Origin of the sequence: Oribacterium asaccharolyticum ACB7 (genome assembly GCF_000238075.1) — a bacterium.
GTDB classification, from domain to species: Bacteria; Bacillota; Clostridia; order Lachnospirales; family Lachnospiraceae; genus Oribacterium; species Oribacterium asaccharolyticum.
The window spans coordinates 842,265-865,001 of the sequence record NZ_JH414504.1 but is presented as its reverse complement, the minus strand read 5'-3'; the positions used below and the strand labels follow the sequence as shown (position 1 = coordinate 865,001).

Here is a 22,737-nt window from a genome sequence, read left to right as displayed (position 1 = left end):
GTGAAAAAATGAAAAAAAAGTGGGTTAGAAAAGAAGACTGGTTAGCCTTTTTTTTGCCGCTGCTTACGATGCTCATGATTTTTATAATCAAAGGAATTTTTCCGTTTGGGAAGGAAAGCTTCCTTCGGACGGATTTATACCATCAATATGCTCCGTTTCTTAGAGAGTTTCAGGCAAAGTTACAAAGCTTTTCCTCTCTTTCCTATAGCTTTAATCTGGGTTTGGGCGTAAACTTCAGTTCCCTGCTATCGTATTATCTTGCCAGCCCTCTGAATTTTTTTGTGATTTTCTTCCCGAAGACACTCTTTATTGAGTACATTACCTATCTTATTGTACTGAAAATAGCGCTTTCGGGGATGACTGCATCAATCTATTTCAGAAAGCATTTTCGGAGAAACGATTATTTTTCGACTCTTTTTGGAATGCTCTATGCTTTGTCCGGTTATATTGCGGCCTATTCTTGGAATGTAATGTGGCTGGATTGTATTTTTCTCTTCCCTTTGATCCTTTTGGGCTTGGAAAATATGCTGGAAAAGGAAAGACCCGAACTCTATACCGTAACGCTTGCCCTGTCTATTCTTTCTAATTATTACATCAGCATCATGATTTGTCTTTTCCTGGTGTTCTATTTTCTTTCCTTACTTTTCTATTATGGCGCGGAAGAGATAAAGCTCGTAGGAAAAAGATTGCTTTATTTTGCTCTTTATTCGATTTTGTCGGCTCTCATTGCGGCGGCTTTTCTTTTACCGGCTATTTTTGCCTTACGGTTTACCGCGTCTTCCGGAATATCTTTCCCGAAGACGATTACACAATATTTTACGATTATCGATATGGCGGCAAGACTTTTCCCCTTTGTGGAAACGGAGCAGGGCCTGAAGCATTGGCCGAATATTTATGCCGGAGCCTTGAGTCTTTTTATTCTCCCTCTGTATTTTAAAAATCCGGCAATTCAAATGAAGAAGAAGTGTATTTTTTCCTTCTTTGTTCTTTTCTTCTTTTTGAGTTTTTCCATTAATGCCTTGAATTTTATCTGGCACGGATTTCATTATCCGAACAGTTTACCGGCAAGGCAAAGCTTTCTCTTTATTTTCCTTCTGCTTACTGCGGGAGCGGAGTGGTATGGAAAAAGAAAGTTGAGCAGCAGAAAGGATTTGTCCTTCTCTTTGTTTTTGACATCCGCCTTTGTGATTCTTTGTCAGAAGATGATTACGGAGGAGGCCTTTCACTGGTCGGTTTTTTATCTGACCCTCTTGTTTCTCTTCCTATACTTTTTACTTTTTGTATTTGAAAAAAAAGGATTGGACAGTTCGATTTTCACCCTCTTGTTAATTGCGCTATGCTTTGTAGAGGCCAGCTTAAATATGGCGGTGACCTCCGTTCCGACTACGGATCGAAATGCCTATCTTGAAGGACGGAAGGAGACGGAAAAACTGGTAAAAGAAGTGCGTCTGGAGGATGACGGCTTTTATCGCTTTTTGCGGGAGGATGCGAAGACAAAGGATGACGGTGCGCTTATGCGCTACAACAGTGCTTCGATATTTTCTTCAACGGCATATGGAGCTGTATCGGATTGGTATACAAAGCTTGGTATGGAAGCGTCTACCAATGCTTATTCCATTAATGGCGCAACTCCTCTTATGAAGAGCCTTCTCGCACTGAAGTATGAGATAGTGAAAGAGGAGCCGAAGAACAGTAAGGCAATAGGCCTTTCCTATGTGAACGGTGAAGGGGGGTATCGCTTGTATGAAAATCAATATGCTCTTCCTTTGGGATATTTCCTGACGAAAGAGGAATTGAGTCAGTTTGATTTGCAGGCGGGAACTCCGGCTCTTGTACAAAATTCTATTACAAAGGCACTGGAAGGAGAGGATATTTTAGAGCCCATTCTCGGTAAAATGGAGTCTTCTGTTTATACTTTCACTGTGGAAAAGAGCGGAGACATCTATGTTTATGTGAACAATGAGAAGGTAAAGGAAGTGAAAGCCATTTTACCGGATGGAGAAAAGAGCTTTGACCATGTTGATAGGGGATATCTTCTTTCTTTGGGGTATCTGGAAGAGGGCGCTACGGTAGAATTAAAGAGCCAGACTGAAAATGAGAGCATGGATGCTACTGCTTATTCTTTTTCTTTTGACGTCCTTTCCGGAGTGAGTGAAAAACTCTTGAAGCGTTCCATGGAAGTAACAAAATGGAAGGACGGTTCCGTAAAAGCCCGCCTTACAGCAGCAGAAGACGGGATTCTCTTTACCTCGATACCCTATGATCCGGGTTGGAAAGTGAAGGTGGACGGAAAAACGGTAGAGCCTGAGAAATCTATGGGAGCGTTTTTGGGAATTCCCGTGAGGGAAGGAGAACATGAAATGGAAATGCAGTTTACGGCAGAGGGTTCCCGATTCGGCCTTTTGCTCAGTGTGAACGGCTTACTGCTCTTTGCCCTCTTCCTTTTTTTAAGAAAAAGAAACGGATTTTCAGAGGGGGAAAGAGATAGAGGTCAATATCTCTTACGAAAGACGGAAGGCAGGTCTACTGAGCATCCGGAACAAACGGATAGCTTGATGACGGAATCGGAAAAAGAGGCGGTGCACGTAAGGAGCAGAAAGAGGGGAAATCGAATTTCCCCCTATAGAGGAAAATTACCGAATGCAAGGGGACGAGTGCATCTTGTGGAAAAGATGGATGTGAAAGAGTAAGGGATTTAAGGGAAGGAAATAGAATGGATAAGAACCGGGACTTAACAAAGAAGGAATCAATTTCAGGAGAAAGGCCTTCTCCGGGAAAAGAAACAATAGCGGAGTTTTTAGAGGCGCTTTCGTCTAAAAATCCGGTACCATCAGGAGGAGGGGTGACGGCTATTTCCGCATCTCTGGCTTTTTCTCTTGCTCTCATGGTGGGGAATCTGACGCTTGGAAAGAAAAAATATGCGCATTATGAAGATAGACTGAAGATTCGTATGCAGGAATGGGAAGAGGGGAGAACAGTAGCCCTTCGCCTTGCGAAAGAAGATGAAGAGGCTTTTATGCCGCTTGCGAAAGCGTATGCTCTTCCGAAAGAGACGGAGGAGGAAAAAGAAATCTATCGGGAGAGGATGGAAGAATGTTTGGACTATGCGTCTTATGTCCCCTTACAGCTCCTTAAACTCTGTGCAGAGACGGCAAAAAGCCTGAAAGAGCTTGCGGAAGAGGGATCAAAGCTTGCGATATCCGACGTGGGAATAGCGGCCGGCCTTTTTCTGACCGCCATGCGCGGTTCCGCCTTGAATGTAAAAATCAATACAAATCTGATGCAGAATGAGGAAAGAAAAAAGGAAAGAGAAGAGGCGGTAGAGGAAGCTTTGAAACAATGCGAGCTGTTGGAACAGACAGTTCGAGAGGTTGAGAAAAGAATTTGAGATAAGGGGAAGAAAGATTATGGAAGAACTGAGAGGAAAAGAAGTCGTAGAAGCCATACAGTCGGAGTGCCTTAGTTTTGTGCAGAAAGAGGCTTGCCTTCCTACACTTGCGGTTTTAAGGGTGGGAGAAAAGGAGGCGGACATGTCCTATGAGCGCTCAATCAAGAAGCGTTTTCAGGACTTCGGGCTGGAGGTAAAGGATTATCATCTGGAAGAAAATTGCAGTAATCAGGAGTTTCAGGAGGTTTTTCGCTTTTTAAATGAGGATCCGGAGATTGACGGCATCCTGGTTTTCCGTCCGCTACCTCCGCAGATTGACGAGGAGGAAATGCTTTCCGTAATGAAAAAGGAGAAGGATGTGGACGGGGTGACAAGTTCGAATCTTGCCGGCCTTCTTTTGCAGGATCCGGATGCCTTCGCGCCTTGTACGGCGGAAGCGGTGATGGAGCTTTGCAAATACTATAAGATTCCGCTTTCCGGAAAGGAGGTCTGCATTATCGGACGCTCTCTTGTTGTGGGAAAACCGCTATCCGTTCTCATGCTGAATGCCGATGCTACGGTAACCGTTTGCCATTCCAAGACGGAAAATAGCAAAGAAGTCGCGAAGCGGGCTGATGTTTTGGTTGTGGCAATCGGAAAAGCCAAGGCAATCGGTTCGTCCTATAGTAAGGAAGGGGCGACGGTGATTGATGTGGGGATCAACGTAGACGCTGACGGAAATCTTTGCGGTGATGTGGATTATGACACCATGAAAACGGTAGCGGAAAAGCTCACCCCGGTTCCGGGAGGCTTAGGCGCAGTTACTACAGCGGTGCTTGCCAAGCACGTAGTGAAGGCGTATCAATTACTGCACTAAATTCAATGCAAAGCCCGGGGAATAGTGTCTTTCCCCGGGCTTCATAGTATACTTTTATAGACATAGTTGAGAGTTCATTTTGGGAGGTAAAAAGATGGGTGTTTCCACTTTTAAGGGTGGTGTCCACCCCTATGATGGAAAAGAATTGGCAATGGATAAGGCCATTGTCGATTTGCGTCCTGAGGGGCTGATGGTCTACCCCCTGTCACAGCATATCGGTGCTCCTGCTAAAGCCCTTGTGGGGAAGGGAGACAGAGTACTGATGGGACAGAAAATTGCGGAAGCGGCAGGATTTATTTCCGCTCCGGTCATCTCTTCTGTTTCCGGCACGGTAAAGAGTATAGAAAAGAAACTGACGGTGGGCGGCACTATGGTAGAGTCTATCGTGGTAGAGAATGATCAGGAATATGAGACAATCCCCGGGTTTGGCGAGAAGAGGGACTATACCAAGCTCTCCAAAGAAGAAATTGTGCAAATTGTAAAGGACGCCGGGATTGTAGGCTTAGGCGGAGCGGGATTTCCCACTTCTGTGAAGCTTTGTCCGAAGAACCCGGAGAAAATCGATTTCTTTCTGGCCAATGCCGTAGAATGTGAGCCATATCTTACTTCGGACTACCGGGATATGCTGGAAACACCCGAGAAGCTTATCGGCGGCTTGAAAATCGTGCTTTCCCTCTTTCCGAACGCCAAAGGAAAGATTTGTATAGAAGACAATAAGCCGGAAGCCATCCGGATTTTGACAGAGCTCACGAAAAACGAAGAAAGAATAGAAGTGATTTCTTTAAGAACACGCTATCCGCAAGGAGGAGAGCGGCAGTTAATTTATGCCGTTACAGGGAGAAAAATCAACTTTTCCATTCTTCCTGCCGATGCCGGGGTGCTTGTCAACAATACGGATACGCTGATTGCTATTTTCGAGGCGGTTTGTGAATCAAAGCCTCTCGTAAGAAGAATTCTTACGGTTACGGGAGACGCGGTAGTACGTCCCGGGAATTTCCGTGTTCCGCTGGGAACCAATTACCAACAGTTAATTGATGCCGCGGGAGGATTCACGGAAGATCCGGAAAAGGTGATTTCCGGCGGCCCTATGATGGGAATGTCCTTATTTACCTTGGATGTACCGGTCACGAAAAACTCCAGTTCTATTTTGGCATTTAAGGAGGATCAGGTTTCTAAAGAGCCCGTTACGCCCTGTATTAACTGCGGACGATGTGCGGCGGCTTGTCCTACAAATCTTATGCCGGTTATGATGATGAAAGCGGTTTTACAGAAGGATATTGACCGCTTTAAAGCTTTATACGGAACGGAATGCATCGAGTGCGGATGCTGTGCCTATGTTTGTCCCGCAAAGCGGCCTCTCACGCAGGGCTTTAAAGAAATGAAGAGAAGAATTAAGGCGGAACTGGCAAGAAAGGCGGAAGCCGATAGGAAAGCAGAAGCCGAGAAGAAAGCGGAAGCGGAAAAGAAGGGGGGAGAGTAAACCATGAAGCTATTACAAATTTCATCCAGTCCCCATATCAGAGAGGATGTGAGCTCTTCGTCTATCATGCGGGATGTGGTGATTGCCATGCTTCCCACGGCGATTTATGGCAGTCTGCAATGGGGCTTCCATGCCTTCTTCGTTGTAGTATTCACAACGCTGGCAGCTGTTTTAACGGAACTTGTGTATCAGAAAGCAATGAAGCTTCCTGTAACGATAAACGATTGGTCTGCCGCGGTAACGGGGATGATTCTCGCTTTGAATTGTCCGCCCAATATTCCGTTCTGGATTCCAATTGTCGGATCCGTTTTTGCCATCATTGTGGTGAAGCAGCTTTACGGAGGGCTCGGGGCGAACTTTATGAACCCTGCTCTTGCGGCACGTTGTTTTCTTCTCATTTCCTTTGCAGGGAAAATGACGACCTTCACATCAGTGGGAAGTGATGCGGTTTCTACCGCAACACCGCTTGCGATTTTAAAGGCAAGTCCAACTGCAACACCGGATTTAATGAATATGTTTCTCGGGAGAATACCGGGAACAATCGGAGAAGTATCGAAGATTTGTCTTCTTATCGGTGCACTTTACCTGATTATTCGAAGAGTGATTTCTCCGAAAATGCCTTTACTCTATATCGGAACCGTTGCCCTTTTTACCTTACTTTTCGGAAAAGGAGGGGCAAGTCCCGAGTATTTACTTTCGGAAATTCTCGGCGGAGGTCTGATTTTCGGTGCCTTTTTTATGCTGACGGATTATGTGACTTCTCCGATTACCCCTATGGGACAGGTGATTTTCGCGATTCTTGCCGGTCTTTTAACCGGGCTTTTCCGTTTGTACGGCGGATCGGCCGAGGGTGTATCCTACGCGATTATTCTCTCCAACATTGTAGTCCCGATTATCAATAATAAGACAATCCCGAAGGCTTTTGGAAGGGAGGGTAAATAAGATGAAGAAAGATTCCTTTATCAAAGATGCACTGGTTTTAACGGCAATTACTCTCATTTCCGGCTTACTTCTCGGGGCAGTGTATGCCGCAACAAAGGATACCATCGCGGAAGCAATCAGAGAGAAAACCAATGCGGCATATAAGGTGGTACTCGATGCACATGACTATGATGCGGACAGCTTGAAGGAAAAGCTGGAAAAGGCGACAGCGGACGGAAAGCTTGCTGCGGATAACGGCAACGCGAGCCTTTCCGAGGCAATCCTTGCAAAGGACGAGTCGGGAAATACGGTAGGCTATGTGCTGAAAGGACAGGCTGCCGGCTACGGCGGAGCCGTTGTAGTGGTAGTCGGTGTGAGCAGCGATTTAAAAGTTACGGGCATTTCTTTCCCGGAAACGCTTCCGGAGACTGCGGGTCTCGGACAAAAGGCGACTCTTCCGGAGTTCTATGAGCAGTTCAAAGGAAAAGGGACGAAGCTTTCCGTAAAGAAGGGTGGCGGAGCAGGAGAAAATGAAATCGATGCCATCTCCGGTGCAACCATTACCAGTACAGCTGTAACCAATGTAGTCAATGCCGCTACGGAATTTGTGGAAGACTATGCGGAAAAGTAGGGAGGGGGAGTATGAATAAATATTTAGAAAGAATTGTAAACGGAATATTCAAAGAGAACCCGACCTTTATCATTATGCTGGGAATGTGCCCGACTTTGGCGACCACAACCAGCGCGATGAACGGTCTCGGAATGGGACTTTCCACACTGGCGGTTCTGATGTTTTCAAACCTTGTGATTTCCGCCTTAAGAAAGGTGATTCCGGAGAGAATGAGATTACCCGGCGAAATCGTAGTAGTGGCTTCCCTCGTAACCATCGTGCAGCTCCTTATTCAGGCCTATGTGCCTTCCATATATGAGGCGCTGGGGATCTACATTCCGCTTATCGTGGTAAACTGTATCATTTTAGGAAGAGCGGAGTCCTATGCACTCTTTAACGGACCGCTGCTTTCCTTCTGTGACGGACTCGGGATGGGACTCGGCTTCACCTTTGCTTTAGTGATTATCGGTTCCGTGCGTGAACTTATCGGTTCCGGCAGTATTTTCAATTTCCAAATCATTCCGGAAGCGTATCATATCAGTATCTTTGTTTTGGCACCGGGGGCTTTCCTTGTTTTAGCGATGCTGACCGCCATTCAAAACAAACTTCGTCTGCCTTCCGCAACGAATGGAGACGCAGTGCAGAGTGAATTTGTATGCAGCGGAAACTGCATGGGCTGTTTCTCGGATTGTAAGACGGAGGCGGCCAAGCCTATCGCTAAGACTGCGGCAGCAGCGTCTGCAGCTGTAAAGCCTGAAGTTGCTAAGGAAGAACTTAAGGTAGATCATAAGGAGAAGGAGGAGACAGTATGAAAGACTTACTCTTAATTGCCATTAAGTATTCCTTAGTGAGCAACGTAGTACTTTCCCAATTCTTAGGGATCTGTCCTTTCCTCGGGGTTTCCAAGAAGACGGAATCCTCAAAGGGTATGGGAGGAGCGGTCATTTTCGTTATTGTGATTGCTTCCGTGATTACTCATGGAATTTATGTGACTTTCCTCGCGGCTTCCGGCCCGCTTTGTCAGGCTTTGGGCTTAAAGGACGGTCTGGAGTATTTAAACACCATTGTATTTATCCTGGTGATTGCCGCTCTTGTGCAGTTTGTAGAGATGTTTTTAAAGAAGAATATTCCTTCTCTGTATGAGTCTTTAGGAGTATACCTTCCTTTGATTACCACGAACTGTGCCGTACTCGGTGTAGCCTTAAACAATGTGTCCTATGGCTATAATTTGGCGGAAAGCTTTGTCTATGGACTCGGAATTTCGGTGGGATTTGCTCTGGCACTCCTTCTTATGGCGGGGATTCGGGAAAATATTATTGCGGGAAATGATCGGATTCCTCATTCTTTCCAGGGATCTCCTATTGTTCTCGTTACTGCCTGTCTTATGGCGATTGCTTTCTTCGGCTTCGGCGGATTGATTTAAGGAGGGATTATGAGTTTAATGACTACTCTGATTCTGGTTGCCGCAGGACTCGTGGGAGCAACCGGATTGATTTTGGGCTTATTTTTAGGTGTTGCCTCGGAAAAGTTTAAAGTGGAAGTGGATGAGAGAGAGGCGGAGGTTCGTGCCGCTCTCCCGGGAAGTAACTGCGGTGCCTGCGGATTTCCGGGATGTGACGGCTGTGCAAAAGCAATTGCGAAGGGACAAGCTCCCGTGAACCAGTGTCCGGTAGGCGGAGCTCCCGTTGCGGAGAAGATAGCCGCTATCATGGGAACGGGTTCTGTTTCCGTGGATAATGTGAAAAAGGTCGCACATGTGCACTGTCAGGGAGACTGTGACAAGGCAAAGCAGCAGGCGCATTACAGCGGAATTGCCGATTGCAATGACCTTGTGGTGGTTCCGGGCGGAACGGAAAAGGCTTGTCCTTACTCCTGCTGTGGCTACGGCTCCTGTGTCAAGGTTTGCGCCTTTGATGCCATTCATGTGATTAACGGCGTTGCGGTAGTGGATAAGGAAAAGTGTACTGCCTGCGGTGCCTGCGTAAAGGCCTGCCCGAAGTCCTTGATTGCCTTAGTGCCTTATAAGAAAAAGCACATTGTCTCCTGTAAGAATCTTTTAAAGGGAAAGCAGGTGAAGGATGCCTGCTCCATTGGTTGCATTGCTTGCGGAATCTGTGAGAAAAACTGTCCCTTTGATGCGATCCACGTGTTGGACAACCTTGCGGTCATGAACGAGAAGTGTACGGACTGCGGTATCTGCGCACAGAAATGTCCGACTTCCGCCATTACCGGAAAAAGGGTGAAGAAGCCGGAAGTGAAACAGGAGGTACAAGCGGAAGAGAAGAAGGCGGAAGCAAGCGCTTCCGTGTAAAAAAAAATATTCTGATTGAAAAGCTATTTTTTAATATTTTCCCCTTTTGAAAAATTTATTATTGCCGATAATAAAGTGTTGCTGAAAGAAGACAATAGGATTTGTCTGATTTAGCCGCAGATTCTACATTAAAACTTCCTATAGATTCTTGAATAATCCATAGAGCTAGTGTAGAATCGTGCGAGATAATGTTTTATCAATCTTTACATTTTGATTTACAGCGAGTACTGTGTGTAAAATACGGAACCTCGTTTTAAAGGATGATAAATTTTGAGGGAAATCCGTAGTGAGCATACGGATAAATCAAGGAGGAGAAGTGGCATGAAGGAATGGTCTAAGGCGTTAAAGAATCTGTCGATTCTGACACAGCTTGGCTTGTCCCTTATCATGCCACTTTTACTTTGCCTATTTTTGGTATATCGCCTAAGGGAAGTTTTTTCTCTGGGCTATTGGATATACATCCCCGCTTTTTTCTTTGGCTTGGGTGGTTCATGTGTAACGGCGTATAAAGTCTACCTTTCCGTTTGCAAAAAGGAAGAGGAAGAAAAGAGAAGTAAGGATAAGGCATTTAACGAGCACAAGTCTTAAGAAAGATAGTCTGTTCCGTTGATTGCGAAAGTCTCTTACTGATGGAAAGGAAGAAAAATGAGGGTTCAGGAAACCGTGAAGAAGGAAACCGTGCAGATAGCCGTACAAAGTAGCATTGCGACTATTGTGATGTGGATATGCATTTTCGTTCTTCACCGCTTTTTACCGGAAAAAGTGGCTTTTGATTATCGAGTGATTTTATCCGGTCTGCTGGGGACAGCCGTTGCCGTAACGAATTTTTTTCTTATGGGGGTTACGGTACAGGGTGTTCTTAGTGTAGAAAATCAGGAAGAGGCCTATCAGAGGATGCGGCTTTCTTACCGAAATCGTACCATGTTACAGCTTGGATGGATTATTCTTGCCGTTGTGGCACCTTGTTTTCAGGCTGTGGCAGGTATTGTTCCTCTACTTTTTCCGGGCGGGATTCTTCGTATAAGGGGAGTTCTGGAATGGAAAAAGGGAAAAAATCAAAAACAAGGAGGTGAAAACTAGAGTATGAATTTTGATATTTCCGGTGCAAAGATATTCTTAAAAATTCCTACGGGAATTCCTATTTTAGGGGACATTTTGCTTTCGGAAACCCTAGTCGTCAGCTGGGTGGTTATGCTCATCATTACCGGTCTTTGTATTTTCCTGACAAGAAATCTGAAGGTGGAAAATATCGGTAAGAGGCAGGCCATAGCCGAGTTGATTGTGGAAAGTGCGAACAATCTTGTTCGAACCAATACGGGAGGCAATCGCTTTGATAAGATGATTCCTTTTGTGGCGGCACTCTTCGGAACAAGTATTGTTTCCAACTTAATCAGCTTAACAGGCTTACGAAGCCCCACGGCGGATTTGTCGACTGAAGCGGCCTGGGCTGTTGTCGTATTCACCATGATTACGGCGAACAAAATCAAAGCAGGAGGATTCTTAGGCTACTTAAAGGGCTTTACTACCCCGATTTTCATTATGACACCCTTCAATATCCTTTCGGAGATTGCTACCCCCATTAGTATGGCGTGTCGTCATTTTGGAAATATTTTATCCGGCATTGTTATCAACGGATTGATTTATGCCGCGCTTGCGCTTGCGTCATCCGCGTTACTGGGATTGATTCCGGGAGCTGTTGGAGCATTCTTATCCAATATTCCCATTTTGAGTGTAGGTTTACCGGCAATCTTATCCTTTTATTTTGACTGGTTCTCCGGAGCCATGCAGGCATTTATCTTTACAATGCTCACGATTATGTATATCGCCAATGCGGCGGAAGGCTAGATGCAGCAGAAGGCGAAATATGCCGGAAGGCAAAATATAGCAAAAGGCTAAAGTTAGCAGAAGTAAAGAGCTTATTTTAAAATAAACAGGACAAAAGAGAGCCTGTTTAGTATAGGAAATGAATTTCTAGGAGGAAAACAATGAGTGATTTTCAATTTTTGGCAAAAGGTATCGCATTAGCAGGTTGTGGAATCGGTGCAGGAGCAGCACTGATCGCCGGTATCGGACCCGGTATCGGAGAAGGTAACGCCGTAGCAAAGGCTCTGGAAGCAATCGGAAGACAGCCGGAGTGCAAGAGTGACGTTACTTCCACCATGCTCCTCGGTTGTGCTATCGCAGAGACCACAGGTATCTACGGTTTCGTTACCGGTCTTCTTTTAATCTTCGTTGCACCCGGAATGTTCATGAACTTCCTGGCATAATAGGATTATTTTCCTAAAAGAAGATAGAAAGGAGAAAAAGGATGGAATCGCAACAGTTGGTAACCATCATACCGTGGACCTTCATTGCCCAGATTTTGAACCTTTTTATTCAAGCATACCTGATTAAACGCTTCCTCTTTAAGCCAATCAATGAGGTTTTACAGAAGAGACAGAAGCTTGCGGATCAGAATATTCAAGAGGCAAAGAAAGCAAAGGAAGATGCGGAAGCCGTAAAGGCGGAATATGAGAGCAGCATGTCCGATGCCAGAGGTGAGGCTAGCCGTATTATTGAAGACGCAAAGAAGGATGCAGGCATCCGTGCGGAGGAAATGATTAAAGAGGCACAGGCTGAAGTAAGCTCTATCAAGGCAAAAGCGGAAGCGGATATTCGTCTGGAAAGAAAGAAAGCTTTGAATGAAGTGAAGGACGAAATCGGAAGTCTCGCTATGGACATTGCCGGCAAAGTCGTGGAGAAGGAAATCCATGAAGATGAGCATAAGGCTTTAATTGATGAATTCTTACAAAATGTAGAGGAGGCATCATGAATCAGTCGTCCGCTTTGTATGGGAAGAGCTTTTATGACTTAGCAAAGGAAGAGAAGATTACGAAGGAAGTTTTGGAGGAAATGGAGCTCGTAAAGGCTCTTTTTCAGGAAAACCCCGATTATATTCGTCTTTTGCTGGAGCCGTCTATTCCTAAGAAGGAAAGACTCTCTCTTTTGGATCAGGCTTTTTCGGAAGAACTGCAGCCTTATCTTTTAAACTTTTTAAAGGTTTTATTGGAAAAGGGCTTACTCAGGAGCTATTCCGAGTGCTACAAAACATACAAAAAGCGATATCAAGAGGATGAGGGAATTACCGATGCTCTTGTGGTAAGTGCTGTGGCCTTAAGCGAAGAGCAAAAAGAGAATTTGGTTAGCAAACTCGAAAAGCTTTGTCAGAAAAAGATTATCCTGTCGGAGAAGATTGATCCTGAAGTTTTGGGAGGTCTTAAGGTGGAAGTTGACGGAAAAACCTTAGACGGTACCGTTTCCGGCAGATTAAAAGAGATACGGAAAAATGTAAATGAAGTAGTCTTGTAAAAAGGATGGGCATAGAATGGAATTAAAACCAGAAAAAATATCCGAGGTCATTCGAAGCCAGATAAAATATTACCAAAATGCTATCGTACAAAATGAAACCGGCACCGTTCTTACGGTTGGTGACGGTATCGCCAGAGTTTCCGGCCTTACAAACTGTATGGCGGGTGAGCTTCTGGAATTTAGTGACGGTACATTCGGTATGGCTCAGAACTTGGAAGAAACCAGTGTTTCTGCTGTGCTCTTTGGATCCGATGTAGGAATCAAAGAAGGGCAGAGCGTAAAGCGTACAGGAAGAGTTGTTTCCGTACCGGTAGGAGACTCGATGATTGGCAGAGTTGTCAACGCAATCGGACAGCCTATCGATGGAGCAGGACCCATTGAGAGTACGGAGTTCCGTGCTGTTGAAAGTCCCGCACCCGGCATCATTAAAAGACAGCCGGTTAAAGAGCCTTTGCAGACGGGAATCAAGGCCATTGACTCCATGATTCCTATTGGAAGAGGACAAAGAGAGTTGATTATCGGCGACAGACAGACCGGTAAGACAACCATTGCTATTGATACCATTATCAACCAGAAGGGGAAGGATGTAATCTGTATCTATGTCGCTATTGGACAGAAGAGATCTACAGTTACCGCTCTTGTGAATGAATTGAAGGATGCCGGCGCTATGGATTATTCCATCGTTGTTGCGGCTACCGCATCCGAGCCCAGCCCCCTGCAGTATATTGCACCGTATGCAGGCTGCGCTATGGGTGAGTATTTTATGAATCAGGGTAAGCATGTCCTGATCATCTATGATGATTTAAGTAAGCATGCTGTGGCTTATCGTGCAATTTCCCTTCTGATCAGAAGACCGCCAGGAAGAGAAGCTTACCCCGGAGATGTATTCTACTTACACTCCAGACTGCTTGAGAGAGCGGCAAAGCTGTCTCCGGAACTTGGCGGAGGATCTCTTACGGCACTCCCGATTATTGAGACACAGGCAGGTGACGTATCGGCGTATATCCCGACTAACGTTATTTCCATTACAGACGGACAGATCTTCCTCGAGACCGAGCTTTTCCACAGCGGAATCATGCCGGCGGTTAACCCCGGTATCTCCGTATCCCGTGTAGGAGGAAATGCGCAGATTAAGGCCATGAAGAAGGTTGCCGGTACCTTGAAGCTCGTTTATTCACAATATAGAGAGCTGCAGTCTTTCGCCCAGTTTGGATCCGACCTGGATCAGGATACCAAGCAAAGACTGGCACAAGGTGAACGTATCGTGGAAGTATTGAAGCAGGGCAAGGGTGATCCCGTTCCTGTAGAAAAGCAGGTAGCTATCCTCTACGCCGTAGTACACGGTATTTTAAGCAAGGTGGAAGTAAAGGATATCAAGAAGTACGAAGAAGAGCTGTATCACTTCCTTGACTCCGATGCAGAGGCTGTTAATGCTATGCAGGCTATTGTAAGTACCGGAAAGTTGGAAGAGGATACGGAGAAGAAGTTAAATTCTTCCTTGGAGCGTTTTACAGAGGAATTTTTAAAGAGACTGTAGAAGTAGAGATAAAAGGAGAAAAACATGGCTGCAAATATGAAGTCCGTGAAACTCCGTATTAAAAGCATTCAGAACACAATGCAGATTACCAAGGCGATGGAACTCGTAGCTTCTTCCAAATTAAGAAGAGCGAAGGAGAAGGCTGAGAATACGAAGCCTTACTTTCAGACCTTGAAGAAAACCTTGTCGGAAATCGCAAATGGCAACACCGATTTTTCCTCTCCCTATGTGAAGAGTAATACATCGGAAAAATGGTGCTATGTGCTGATTGCCGGAGACCGCGGTATGGCGGGAGGCTACAATGCAAACCTCTTCCGTGCCTTGGAGGAAGAGGTAAAGGGAAAGGATTTTTCTTTATTTCCCTTAGGAAAGAAAGCCCTTGAGTATGGAAGACAGAAACACTACAGCATTGTGAATGAAAACTATAGTTTGGTAGGAGATTTAAATGTCTCCGATGCCTATGCCATAGGAAAAGAACTCTGTAAAGCCTACCGTGAAGGGGAATTCGGACATATTGTTCTTTTATATACAGACTTTATTTCCATGATGAGCCAGAAGGTAGGAAGCCTTTCCCTCCTGCCCCTTTCAGCCCTGAAAGAGGAGAGTGAAGAAGAGGCGAAGGCAATCCGAAACTTGATTCTTTATGAACCGAGTGGAGAGGATGTTTTTAATGCGATAGTGCCGGAGTATCTTGCCGGACTCGTCTTTAGCGGTGTTTGCACTTCTGTTGCCAGCGAGCTTGCGGCAAGAAGAACTGCAATGGAAGCGGCTACGGACAATGCCGGAGAGATGATTGATAAATTGAGTCTGTTCTATAACAGAGCCAGACAGGCAAGCATTACCCAGGAAATTACGGAAATTGTTGCCGGTGCGGAAGAGTTATAGGATAGCTAAAGGAGAAATACATGACAGAGAAACATGTAGGAAAGGTCATACAGGTCATGGGTGCCGTTCTGGATATTCGTTTCCAGGAAGGCGAACTGCCAGCCCTCTTAAATGCCATTTCCATTCAGCTCGACGGAAAAGAGCTGATTTGTGAGGTAGCACAACAGTTGGGGGATGATACGGTTCGCTGCGTTGCCATGAGCTCAACGGATGGCCTTGTACGAGGAACAGAAGCAGTCGATACGGGAAGCCCCATTACGGTACCTGTCGGAGACGGCTGCTTAGGACGAATTTTTAATATCTTGGGTGAGCCTGTGGATGAGAAGCCGGCTCCCGAGACAGAGGAAAGATGGGCGATTCATCGTCCGGCTCCTTCCTTTGAAGAGCAGACTCCCGCAACGGAAATCCTGGAGACAGGAATCAAGGTTGTAGACCTCATTTGCCCCTATGCAAAGGGTGGTAAGATCGGTCTCTTCGGCGGTGCGGGTGTAGGAAAAACCGTGTTAATCATGGAGTTAATTCACAATGTCGCAACAGCACACGGCGGTATTTCCGTATTTACCGGTGTAGGAGAGCGTACCCGTGAGGGTAACGACCTTTACGGCGAGATGAAGGAAAGCGGCGTTTTGGATAAGACAGCCTTAGTTTACGGACAGATGAATGAGCCGCCAGGAGCAAGAATGAGAGTCGGACTTTCCGGTCTCACTATGGCAGAGTATTTCCGTGATGTGAAGCATCAGGACGTATTGCTCTTCATTGACAATATCTTCCGTTTTACCCAGGCAGGATCGGAAGTTTCCGCACTTCTCGGAAGAATGCCTTCTGCCGTAGGATATCAGCCGACTCTTGCAACCGACATGGGTGCCTTACAGGAGCGTATCACTTCCACAAAGCAGGGGTCCATCACTTCCGTTCAGGCGGTTTATGTGCCTGCGGATGACTTAACAGACCCGGCTCCCGCAACAACCTTTACGCACCTGGATGCGACGACCGTACTTTCCAGAGATATCGCAAGTAAGGGTATTTACCCTGCAGTAGATCCTTTGGATTCCACCAGCCGTATTCTTACTCCGGAAGTTGTCGGAGAAGAGCACTATCAGGTAGCAAGAGGCGTACAGCAGGTTTTACAGCGTTATAAGGAATTACAGGACATCATCGCCATCATGGGTATGGATGAGCTTTCCGAAGAGGATAAGATCACCGTTTACCGTGCGAGAAAGATCCAGAACTTCCTGTCTCAGAGCTTCTCCGTAGCGGAGCAGTTTACAGGACTCGAAGGAAAGTATGTTCCTTTGAAGGAAACCATTCGCGGCTTTAAGATGATTCTGGACGGAGAATGTGATGAGCTTCCCGAGTCTGCATTCCTCTTGGTAGGAACGATTGAAGAAGTCTTTGAAAAAGCAAAGAAACAGTAAGGAGGGACGCTTATGGCAATGTTCCCGTTAGAGATTGTTTCTATGGACGGAGAAAAGTTCAAGGGAGAAGTGGAGAGACTGAGCCTTCGCAGTATCACCGGAGATTTGGCTATTATGGCACACCACATTAACTACTGCACCGCAGTGGGGATGGGAACGGCCAAGGTCATTCTTCCGGACGGTACCGAGAAAAAGGGCGCCTGCATCGGCGGTATGCTTTCCATGATGGACAACCACTGCAGATTGATTCCGACCACCTTCGAGTGGAGTGATGAAATCGATGTGGAGCGTGCACAGCGTGCTAAAGCAAAAGCCGAAAAGCGCATCGAGGAGGAGAAATCCGAAGAAGCGAGGGTTCGTGCACAGGCTAAGCTTTATAGAGCTTTGATTCGTTTACAAACAGCAGAGAAATAAAATAAAGAACTGTGAGGTAAGATTGATTCACGAAATTGTGCAGAAGGATTTCTACCTCACAGTTTTTTTGTGTAATTCTCCATAGTGTGATAGACTAGAAGCGTGTTAATGCTGAAATTGTAGAACAACGAAAGGTAGCTTCTGTGATGTTCAAATGCAATCCGCTGAGCCGGAATTTTTTTAGAAATAATAGCTTGAATTTGTTTATGGCGGTGCTTGGAACCAGTGTTTTATCTTTGGCGATTCTTTCGGTACCGCAGCTTTTTCAGATTCTGATTGATTACTTATCGGGAAGTAGGGAATATTCTTTAAAGGGAATTATTCTTCTTACTGCCGGTATTTTTTTGATGGAGTTCTTTTCCGCCGTGGCGACGTATTTTTTTAGAACAAAATTCAGTACCAGGGCGGTCTTACAGTACCGGAACTTTGCCTGCGATTATTTATTGAAAAAGAAGGTTGCGGATTTTTATGCTTCGAACAGTTCAGTGTATCTTTCCGCATTAAGTAATGACCTCATGAAGATAAAAGAGCAGTTTCTGGATCAGATTCCGATTATCACGCAGATTATTTTCTGTGGTATCGGCGCGATTATCGTGATGCTTCGTTACAATGTCTTTTTGGCCTGCATGTCCTGCGTTCTTTCTCTCATTCCTTTTTTTGCGGCGCTGTATTCCGGAAAAAATATGGGAGAGCTGGAGGAACGTTTATCGACGAAGAATGCGGAGTATCTTGCTTTTTTAAAAGACTTTTCCATCGGTTTTACAATTATCAAAAGCTATAAGGTGGAAGCCATCTTTTCAAAATTGCATGGCGCGGTAAACGAAAAAACGGAAGAGACGATGTTGAAACGGGAAAGGTGCGTCGAAAAGGTAAATTACTTTGCGGCCATTTCCGGTTATGTCACAAGGCTTTCCATCCTCTTTCTATCTGCTTATATCGCCTTTACCAGGCATAGCATTTCCATCGGAACGGTCATTGCCTTCTCACAGCTGATTCATTATCTGATTGATCCTTTAAGTTCTCTTCCTTCCATGCTTACGGAAGCGAAGGCCGCGTACAGGCTTACGGATAAGTTTTGGGATACAATAAAGAGGGAGGAAGAGTTACAAAATGTTGTGGGGAACAATAAGGCCCTAGAGAAACAGGAATTCATCGAGCATCAAAGCATAACCGAGCATAAGGACAGAATAGAGGATAAAATTGCTATAGAAGAGCAATCAGGGATGGCGGAAGCACTGCCTTCCCTTCGCGGAGAGATTCTCTTTAATCAGATTTGCTTCTCCTATTCGGAGGGAAAAGAAGTTCTGAAAGAGTTAAACTTGCGGGTAAAAGAAGGAGAGAAGGTGGTTCTTCTCGGGACTTCCGGAAGCGGAAAGTCCACCATTTTGAAAATCCTTATGAGCATGGAAAGAGCACAGTCCGGGACAATACGCGTTGGCGGGCAGGACACTATGGATTTGGGAGAAGACAGGCTTTTCAAGGAAATCTCCTACATTCAGCAGGAGGTCTTTATCTTTGACGGCACGATTCGAGAGAATATTAGCCTTTTTCAGACTTACCGGGAAGAGGAGCTGCAGTCCGTGATAGAGCGGGCAGGACTTCGGAATCTCGTAAAGGAAAAGGGCTTAGACTATCTATGTGGAGAAAACGGGGCAGCCTTGTCCGGCGGAGAGAGGCAGAGAATCAGTATTGCGCGAAGCTTGCTGCGAAAAACTCCCATTTTACTTGCGGACGAAATCACCGCGTCTTTGGACAAGGAAAATAGTTATCTGGTCTTGGATACCTTGCTAAACATTGAAAATACAACGGAAATTCTGGTTCTCCATGATCTAGATAGCCGGATTTTAAGCCGTGTGGATAGAATATGCGTATTAAAGAACGGAAAAGTCGAGGAAGAAGGGAACTTTACGGAGCTATTGGAGAAAAAGGGCTATTTCTATGCCTTGTATCATGTGGAGGCGGAATAAGAATACAGCATAGGAATTTTATAATAGGAAGAGGGGGAAAGTCCTACTTTTTCCCTCTCTTCTTTTTTGCTATAATAGAGCAATTAAAGTCCTTGGATTTTTATTCCGGACGGGCATTCTTTGTGGAGCATGCTATTTCTCGTTTATTGCGAGTATGATGCATAACTGTACACGGTTTCTCATTTTCCCCATCATCATAATAGAAAAGAGCGGTATATGGACAAGAACAATTTATTCAGAAGCATCCCCAAGGTGGACTTACTTTTAGAGCGGGAGGAAATTCTTTCTCTAATTCAGGATTACGGCTTATCTTATGTAACAGATCAGGTGCGAGAGGTCGTGGAAGAAATCCGAGAGGAGATTAAGGCCTATCCGGAGTCGGAGGGGATAGACGGCTTTGAAGACCGTATTTTAAAGAAAATAGAGCGGATTGAGGATCTTGTAATGGAGAGGGTAGAAGAGGGCTTAGATTTAAAGCTTCGCCCTCTTTTAAACGGAACCGGCACCATTTTACATACGAATCTCGGAAGAGCACCGCTAAGCCACAAGATTTCTACCGAGCTTGCGACGCTGCTTTCTTCCTATTCGAACCTCGAGTATAACTTGGAAGAGGGAAAGAGAGGCGAGCGCTATTCTCATATGAAAGAGATGCTTTGTAAAATCACCGGGGCGGAGGATGCTATGGTGGTCAATAACAATGCGTCTTCCGTGCTGCTTATTCTTTCCACTCTGGCAAAGGGCGGGGAAGTTATTGTCTCCCGTGGAGAGTTAATTGAAATAGGGGGGAAGTTCCGGATTCCCGACGTCTGCGCGCAGTCCGATGCGGAGATGGTGGAGATTGGAACGACGAATAAGACCCATTTGTCCGATTATCAAGAGGCAATTACGGAAAATACGAAGGCCTTTTTAAAAGTGCATACCAGTAACTACCGCATCATGGGATTCACCGAGTCGGTAGAGGCAAAGGACTTAAAGGCTCTTTCCCTAGAGCACAATATCCCGATTATTGAAGACCTGGGTTCGGGCGTCCTTCTACCGCTGGAAAAGTACGGGATTCGACATGAGCCGATGGTGCAGGAGGCAATCGAGTCCGGAGTGGACGTTGTCTGCTTTAGCGGAGATAAGCTCCTTGGCGGACCGCAGGCCGGTATTATCATCGGCAAGAAAAAGTATATCGATGCCATGAAGAAGAATCCGCTGACAAGAGCTCTTCGCATTGATAAGTTTACCGTAGCGGCACTTTCCATGACGCTTCGAGAGTACCTGCATATGGAGGGGATTGAAGAGCGTATTCCGGTTTTGAAAATGCTTTCCGAGACGGCGCCTTCCATAAAGGAAAGGGCGGAGAGACTTTATGATTTATTTAGGAAAAATCATATTCAGGGAGAATGCTCAATTCGGCCCTGCGAGTCCCAGGTTGGGGGAGGCTCTCTTCCGGATACCTTTATGGAGAGCTACGCTCTTTGTTTTCACCCGAGGCAGATTTCTGTTTCGGAGTTGGAGAAGCGACTGCATTTTACCAAAGAGCCCTTAATTGGGAGAGTTATGGAGGATGATTTCTGGATTGATCTTCGTACGATTCGGGAAGAAGAATTAGAGAGAGTAGTAGAGAGTTTTCAGGAGGCTTTAGAGTGAAACACATTATCATCGGTACGGCAGGACACATCGATCACGGAAAAACGACACTGATACGGGCGCTTACCGGAAGAAACACAGACCGTTTAAAAGAGGAACAGGATAGAGGAATCACAATCGAACTCGGCTTTACCTGGTTCGATTTAGAGAGTGGACTTCGCTGCGGTATCATTGATGTTCCCGGGCATGAAAAGTTTATCCAGCAAATGGTTTCCGGTGTGGTGGGGATGGACATGGTGCTTATGGTTGTGGCAGCCGATGAAGGCATTATGCCGCAGACAAGAGAACATCTGGATATTCTGGAGCTTCTCGGCATTGAAAAATGTATCTTGGTGCTGACAAAGTGCGATACCGTGGATCCGGAATGGATTTCTATGATGGAAGAGGATATTAGGAAAGAGCTGAAAGGGAGCATTTTGGAAAATGCCCCTGTGGTTCGTGTTTCTTCCGTTACAGGGGAGGGAATAGAGGATTGCAAAAAGGCAATTTCTGCGATGGTAAAGGCGCTTCCGGAAAGAGATACCAAGGGAATTCCGCGTCTTCCGATTGACCGTGTGTTCAGCCTGCAGGGCTTTGGAACCATTATTACCGGTACGCTTATTTCCGGAACGCTTCATAAGGGAGATGCACTGGAGATCTATCCGGAAGGACTGAAAGCGCGGATTCGAAACATTCAGGTGCATGAGCAGGACTCCGAAATTGCGGAAGCCGGACAGCGTGTGGCGCTGAATTTAACCGGTGTAAAGAAGGAAGAGCTCCATAAGGGCTCCGTTATTTCTGCGGAAAACAGTATGGAGAATTCCACCCTTATGGACGGAAAAGTGACCATGCTTCCGGATACGAAGAGAAGTCTGAAAAATAGAGAAAGACTGCATTTCCTGTCCGGGACAAAGGAAGTGCTTTGTCGCGTGGTGCTTCTTGATAAGGAAGAAATCGGTCCCGGAGAAGAGGGGCTTTGTGAGTTTATTTTAGAAGAGGAAACGGTATTTAAGCGGGGCGACCGTTTTATTCTCCGCTTTTACAGTCCGGTGGAAACCATCGGAGGCGGCGTGGTGCTCGAACCCAATGCCAGAAAGAAGAAGCGCTTCTCGGACGATGCCATTCAGGAGCTTTTAAGTAAGGATAAGGGCTCCTTAGAGGATGTACTGGAGACTCTTCTTCGAGAAGAGCTCGAGACGCTGTATACGATTCCGAGCCTTGCGAAACGAATTTCTCACTCGAAGGAAGAAATCGAGCCCGCCATGGAAAATTTGATTCGGGAAGAGCGTGTTTTCCCTGTTCTTGTGCAGAAGGAACGCTATTTTCTGCATAGGGAAAATGCGTATATCCTCGGTACGGAAATGGAGCATGTACTGGAAGCTTTTTATAAAAAGCACCCCTATCGAATCGGCATTCCGAAGGCGGAGATGCGCGAAAAGCTCTTAAAGAACAGCAAGCAAAACCTCTTTGATGCCTGCATGCCCTTTATTTCCGGAGTGCGTTTGGAAGGAGAATACCTGCTCCTCAATGACAGAACGGATTTCAAGGACGAAGCCTACCAAAGAATGGAAACAAATATCTTGTCCCAGCTTTCCGAAGCCGGATTTATGCTTCCTCGTGTGGAAGAGCTCGACCGAAAGAAAGTGAAGGAAGAAGACTTCCTCGATATTCTGCAAAATCTGGTAGTGGAAGGGCGGCTTGTAAAGGTCGGAGAGGATCCTGAGCTTCTAATCTTAAAGGAAAATCTGGATAAGGTGGAAGACTATCTTAAGAGCTATTTTTCGGAAAATGAGGTACTCGGTATTGCGACCTTGAAGGATCAGTTTGGAACGAGCAGAAAGTGCGCTAAAGCATTGATTCAGTACTTTGATAAGGTGAAGATGACGAAGAGAGTTGCGGGTGAGGCGGAGCGAGTAGCCGGCCCGGAGCTGAATCATAAATAAGAATCAAAATGCATATTTATAAATTCATTTCCATAAGGAGGGGGGAAT

The 22,737-nt window shown here is 45.7% G+C and carries 22 protein-coding genes; all 22 read left to right on the top strand.

Annotated elements, in window-relative coordinates; genetic code table 11:
• Window positions 1-8: 8 nt before the first annotated feature.
• The 22 genes from HMPREF9624_RS03905 (at window position 9) to selB (ending at window position 22,689) form a co-directional block, all read left to right on the top strand.
• On the top strand, window positions 9-2,690 hold the full coding sequence (locus tag HMPREF9624_RS03905; RefSeq protein ID WP_009536620.1) for a YfhO family protein: 2,682 nt from the start codon (window positions 9-11) through the stop codon (window positions 2,688-2,690).
• A gap of 23 nt (window positions 2,691-2,713) precedes the next feature.
• Window positions 2,714-3,388: a cyclodeaminase/cyclohydrolase family protein gene (locus HMPREF9624_RS03900; RefSeq protein ID WP_009536619.1), complete on the top strand. Its 675-nt coding sequence runs from the start codon at window positions 2,714-2,716 to the stop codon at window positions 3,386-3,388.
• A gap of 19 nt (window positions 3,389-3,407) precedes the next feature.
• Window positions 3,408-4,244: a bifunctional 5,10-methylenetetrahydrofolate dehydrogenase/5,10-methenyltetrahydrofolate cyclohydrolase gene (locus HMPREF9624_RS03895; RefSeq protein ID WP_009536618.1), complete on the top strand. Its 837-nt coding sequence runs from the start codon at window positions 3,408-3,410 to the stop codon at window positions 4,242-4,244.
• 94 nt (window positions 4,245-4,338) lie between these two features.
• Window positions 4,339-5,724 (top strand): electron transport complex subunit RsxC, encoded by a 1,386-nt coding sequence (gene rsxC / locus HMPREF9624_RS03890; RefSeq protein ID WP_009536617.1) that lies wholly within the window; start codon window positions 4,339-4,341, stop codon window positions 5,722-5,724.
• A 3-nt stretch (window positions 5,725-5,727) separates the two neighbouring features.
• Window positions 5,728-6,666 (top strand): RnfABCDGE type electron transport complex subunit D, encoded by a 939-nt coding sequence (locus HMPREF9624_RS03885; RefSeq protein ID WP_009536616.1) that lies wholly within the window; start codon window positions 5,728-5,730, stop codon window positions 6,664-6,666.
• 1 nt (window position 6,667) lies between these two features.
• A complete protein-coding gene (locus HMPREF9624_RS03880) occupies window positions 6,668-7,276 on the top strand; it encodes an RnfABCDGE type electron transport complex subunit G (protein WP_009429197.1) in 609 nt (202 codons plus the stop codon).
• A gap of 11 nt (window positions 7,277-7,287) precedes the next feature.
• Window positions 7,288-8,067: an electron transport complex subunit RsxE gene (rsxE, locus tag HMPREF9624_RS03875; RefSeq protein ID WP_009536615.1), complete on the top strand. Its 780-nt coding sequence runs from the start codon at window positions 7,288-7,290 to the stop codon at window positions 8,065-8,067.
• A complete protein-coding gene (locus HMPREF9624_RS03870; RefSeq protein ID WP_009429842.1) occupies window positions 8,064-8,678 on the top strand; it encodes an electron transport complex protein RnfA in 615 nt (204 codons plus the stop codon). The genes rsxE and HMPREF9624_RS03870 overlap by 4 nt, the downstream gene beginning before the upstream one ends.
• A 9-nt stretch (window positions 8,679-8,687) precedes the next feature.
• The gene (locus HMPREF9624_RS03865) at window positions 8,688-9,566 is read left to right on the top strand and encodes an RnfABCDGE type electron transport complex subunit B (RefSeq protein WP_009536614.1); all 879 of its coding nucleotides are present in this window, start codon (window positions 8,688-8,690) and stop codon (window positions 9,564-9,566) included.
• A gap of 321 nt (window positions 9,567-9,887) precedes the next feature.
• Window positions 9,888-10,154 (top strand): AtpZ/AtpI family protein, encoded by a 267-nt coding sequence (locus HMPREF9624_RS03860; RefSeq protein ID WP_009428781.1) that lies wholly within the window; start codon window positions 9,888-9,890, stop codon window positions 10,152-10,154.
• A gap of 57 nt (window positions 10,155-10,211) precedes the next feature.
• The gene (locus HMPREF9624_RS03855; RefSeq protein ID WP_009536613.1) at window positions 10,212-10,646 is read left to right on the top strand and encodes a hypothetical protein; all 435 of its coding nucleotides are present in this window, start codon (window positions 10,212-10,214) and stop codon (window positions 10,644-10,646) included.
• A 3-nt stretch (window positions 10,647-10,649) separates the two neighbouring features.
• Window positions 10,650-11,411, top strand: coding sequence for a F0F1 ATP synthase subunit A (locus HMPREF9624_RS03850; RefSeq protein WP_009427860.1), 762 nt, complete (start codon window positions 10,650-10,652; stop codon window positions 11,409-11,411).
• A 140-nt stretch (window positions 11,412-11,551) separates the two neighbouring features.
• Window positions 11,552-11,833 (top strand): ATP synthase F0 subunit C, encoded by a 282-nt coding sequence (gene atpE, locus HMPREF9624_RS03845; protein ID WP_009428481.1) that lies wholly within the window; start codon window positions 11,552-11,554, stop codon window positions 11,831-11,833.
• Window positions 11,834-11,874: 41 nt separating this feature from the next.
• Entirely contained in the window at window positions 11,875-12,378 is a 504-nt protein-coding gene (gene atpF / locus HMPREF9624_RS03840; RefSeq protein WP_009536612.1) for a F0F1 ATP synthase subunit B, read from the top strand.
• Window positions 12,375-12,914: an ATP synthase F1 subunit delta gene (atpH, locus tag HMPREF9624_RS03835; RefSeq protein WP_009428431.1), complete on the top strand. Its 540-nt coding sequence runs from the start codon at window positions 12,375-12,377 to the stop codon at window positions 12,912-12,914. Before atpF ends, atpH begins: the two co-directional genes overlap by 4 nt.
• A 16-nt stretch (window positions 12,915-12,930) precedes the next feature.
• A complete protein-coding gene (atpA, locus tag HMPREF9624_RS03830; protein WP_009428816.1) occupies window positions 12,931-14,451 on the top strand; it encodes a F0F1 ATP synthase subunit alpha in 1,521 nt (506 codons plus the stop codon).
• 24 nt (window positions 14,452-14,475) lie between these two features.
• The gene (atpG, locus tag HMPREF9624_RS03825) at window positions 14,476-15,336 is read left to right on the top strand and encodes an ATP synthase F1 subunit gamma (RefSeq protein ID WP_009536611.1); all 861 of its coding nucleotides are present in this window, start codon (window positions 14,476-14,478) and stop codon (window positions 15,334-15,336) included.
• 20 nt (window positions 15,337-15,356) lie between these two features.
• The gene (gene atpD / locus HMPREF9624_RS03820; RefSeq protein ID WP_009428085.1) at window positions 15,357-16,751 is read left to right on the top strand and encodes a F0F1 ATP synthase subunit beta; all 1,395 of its coding nucleotides are present in this window, start codon (window positions 15,357-15,359) and stop codon (window positions 16,749-16,751) included.
• A gap of 12 nt (window positions 16,752-16,763) precedes the next feature.
• Window positions 16,764-17,165 carry an ATP synthase F1 subunit epsilon gene (gene atpC, locus HMPREF9624_RS03815; RefSeq protein WP_009536610.1) on the top strand — a complete coding sequence of 134 codons (402 nt, stop codon included), beginning with the start codon at window positions 16,764-16,766 and terminating at the stop codon, window positions 17,163-17,165.
• A gap of 194 nt (window positions 17,166-17,359) precedes the next feature.
• Complete coding sequence (locus HMPREF9624_RS03810; RefSeq protein ID WP_242822616.1) at window positions 17,360-19,132, top strand: ABC transporter ATP-binding protein; 1,773 nt, start codon at window positions 17,360-17,362, stop codon at window positions 19,130-19,132.
• Window positions 19,133-19,348: 216 nt separating this feature from the next.
• Window positions 19,349-20,767 carry an L-seryl-tRNA(Sec) selenium transferase gene (selA, locus tag HMPREF9624_RS03805; protein ID WP_009536608.1) on the top strand — a complete coding sequence of 473 codons (1,419 nt, stop codon included), beginning with the start codon at window positions 19,349-19,351 and terminating at the stop codon, window positions 20,765-20,767.
• Window positions 20,764-22,689 carry a selenocysteine-specific translation elongation factor gene (gene selB / locus HMPREF9624_RS03800; RefSeq protein WP_009536607.1) on the top strand — a complete coding sequence of 642 codons (1,926 nt, stop codon included), beginning with the start codon at window positions 20,764-20,766 and terminating at the stop codon, window positions 22,687-22,689. Before selA ends, selB begins: the two co-directional genes overlap by 4 nt.
• The last annotated feature ends 48 nt before the right edge of the window (window positions 22,690-22,737 follow it).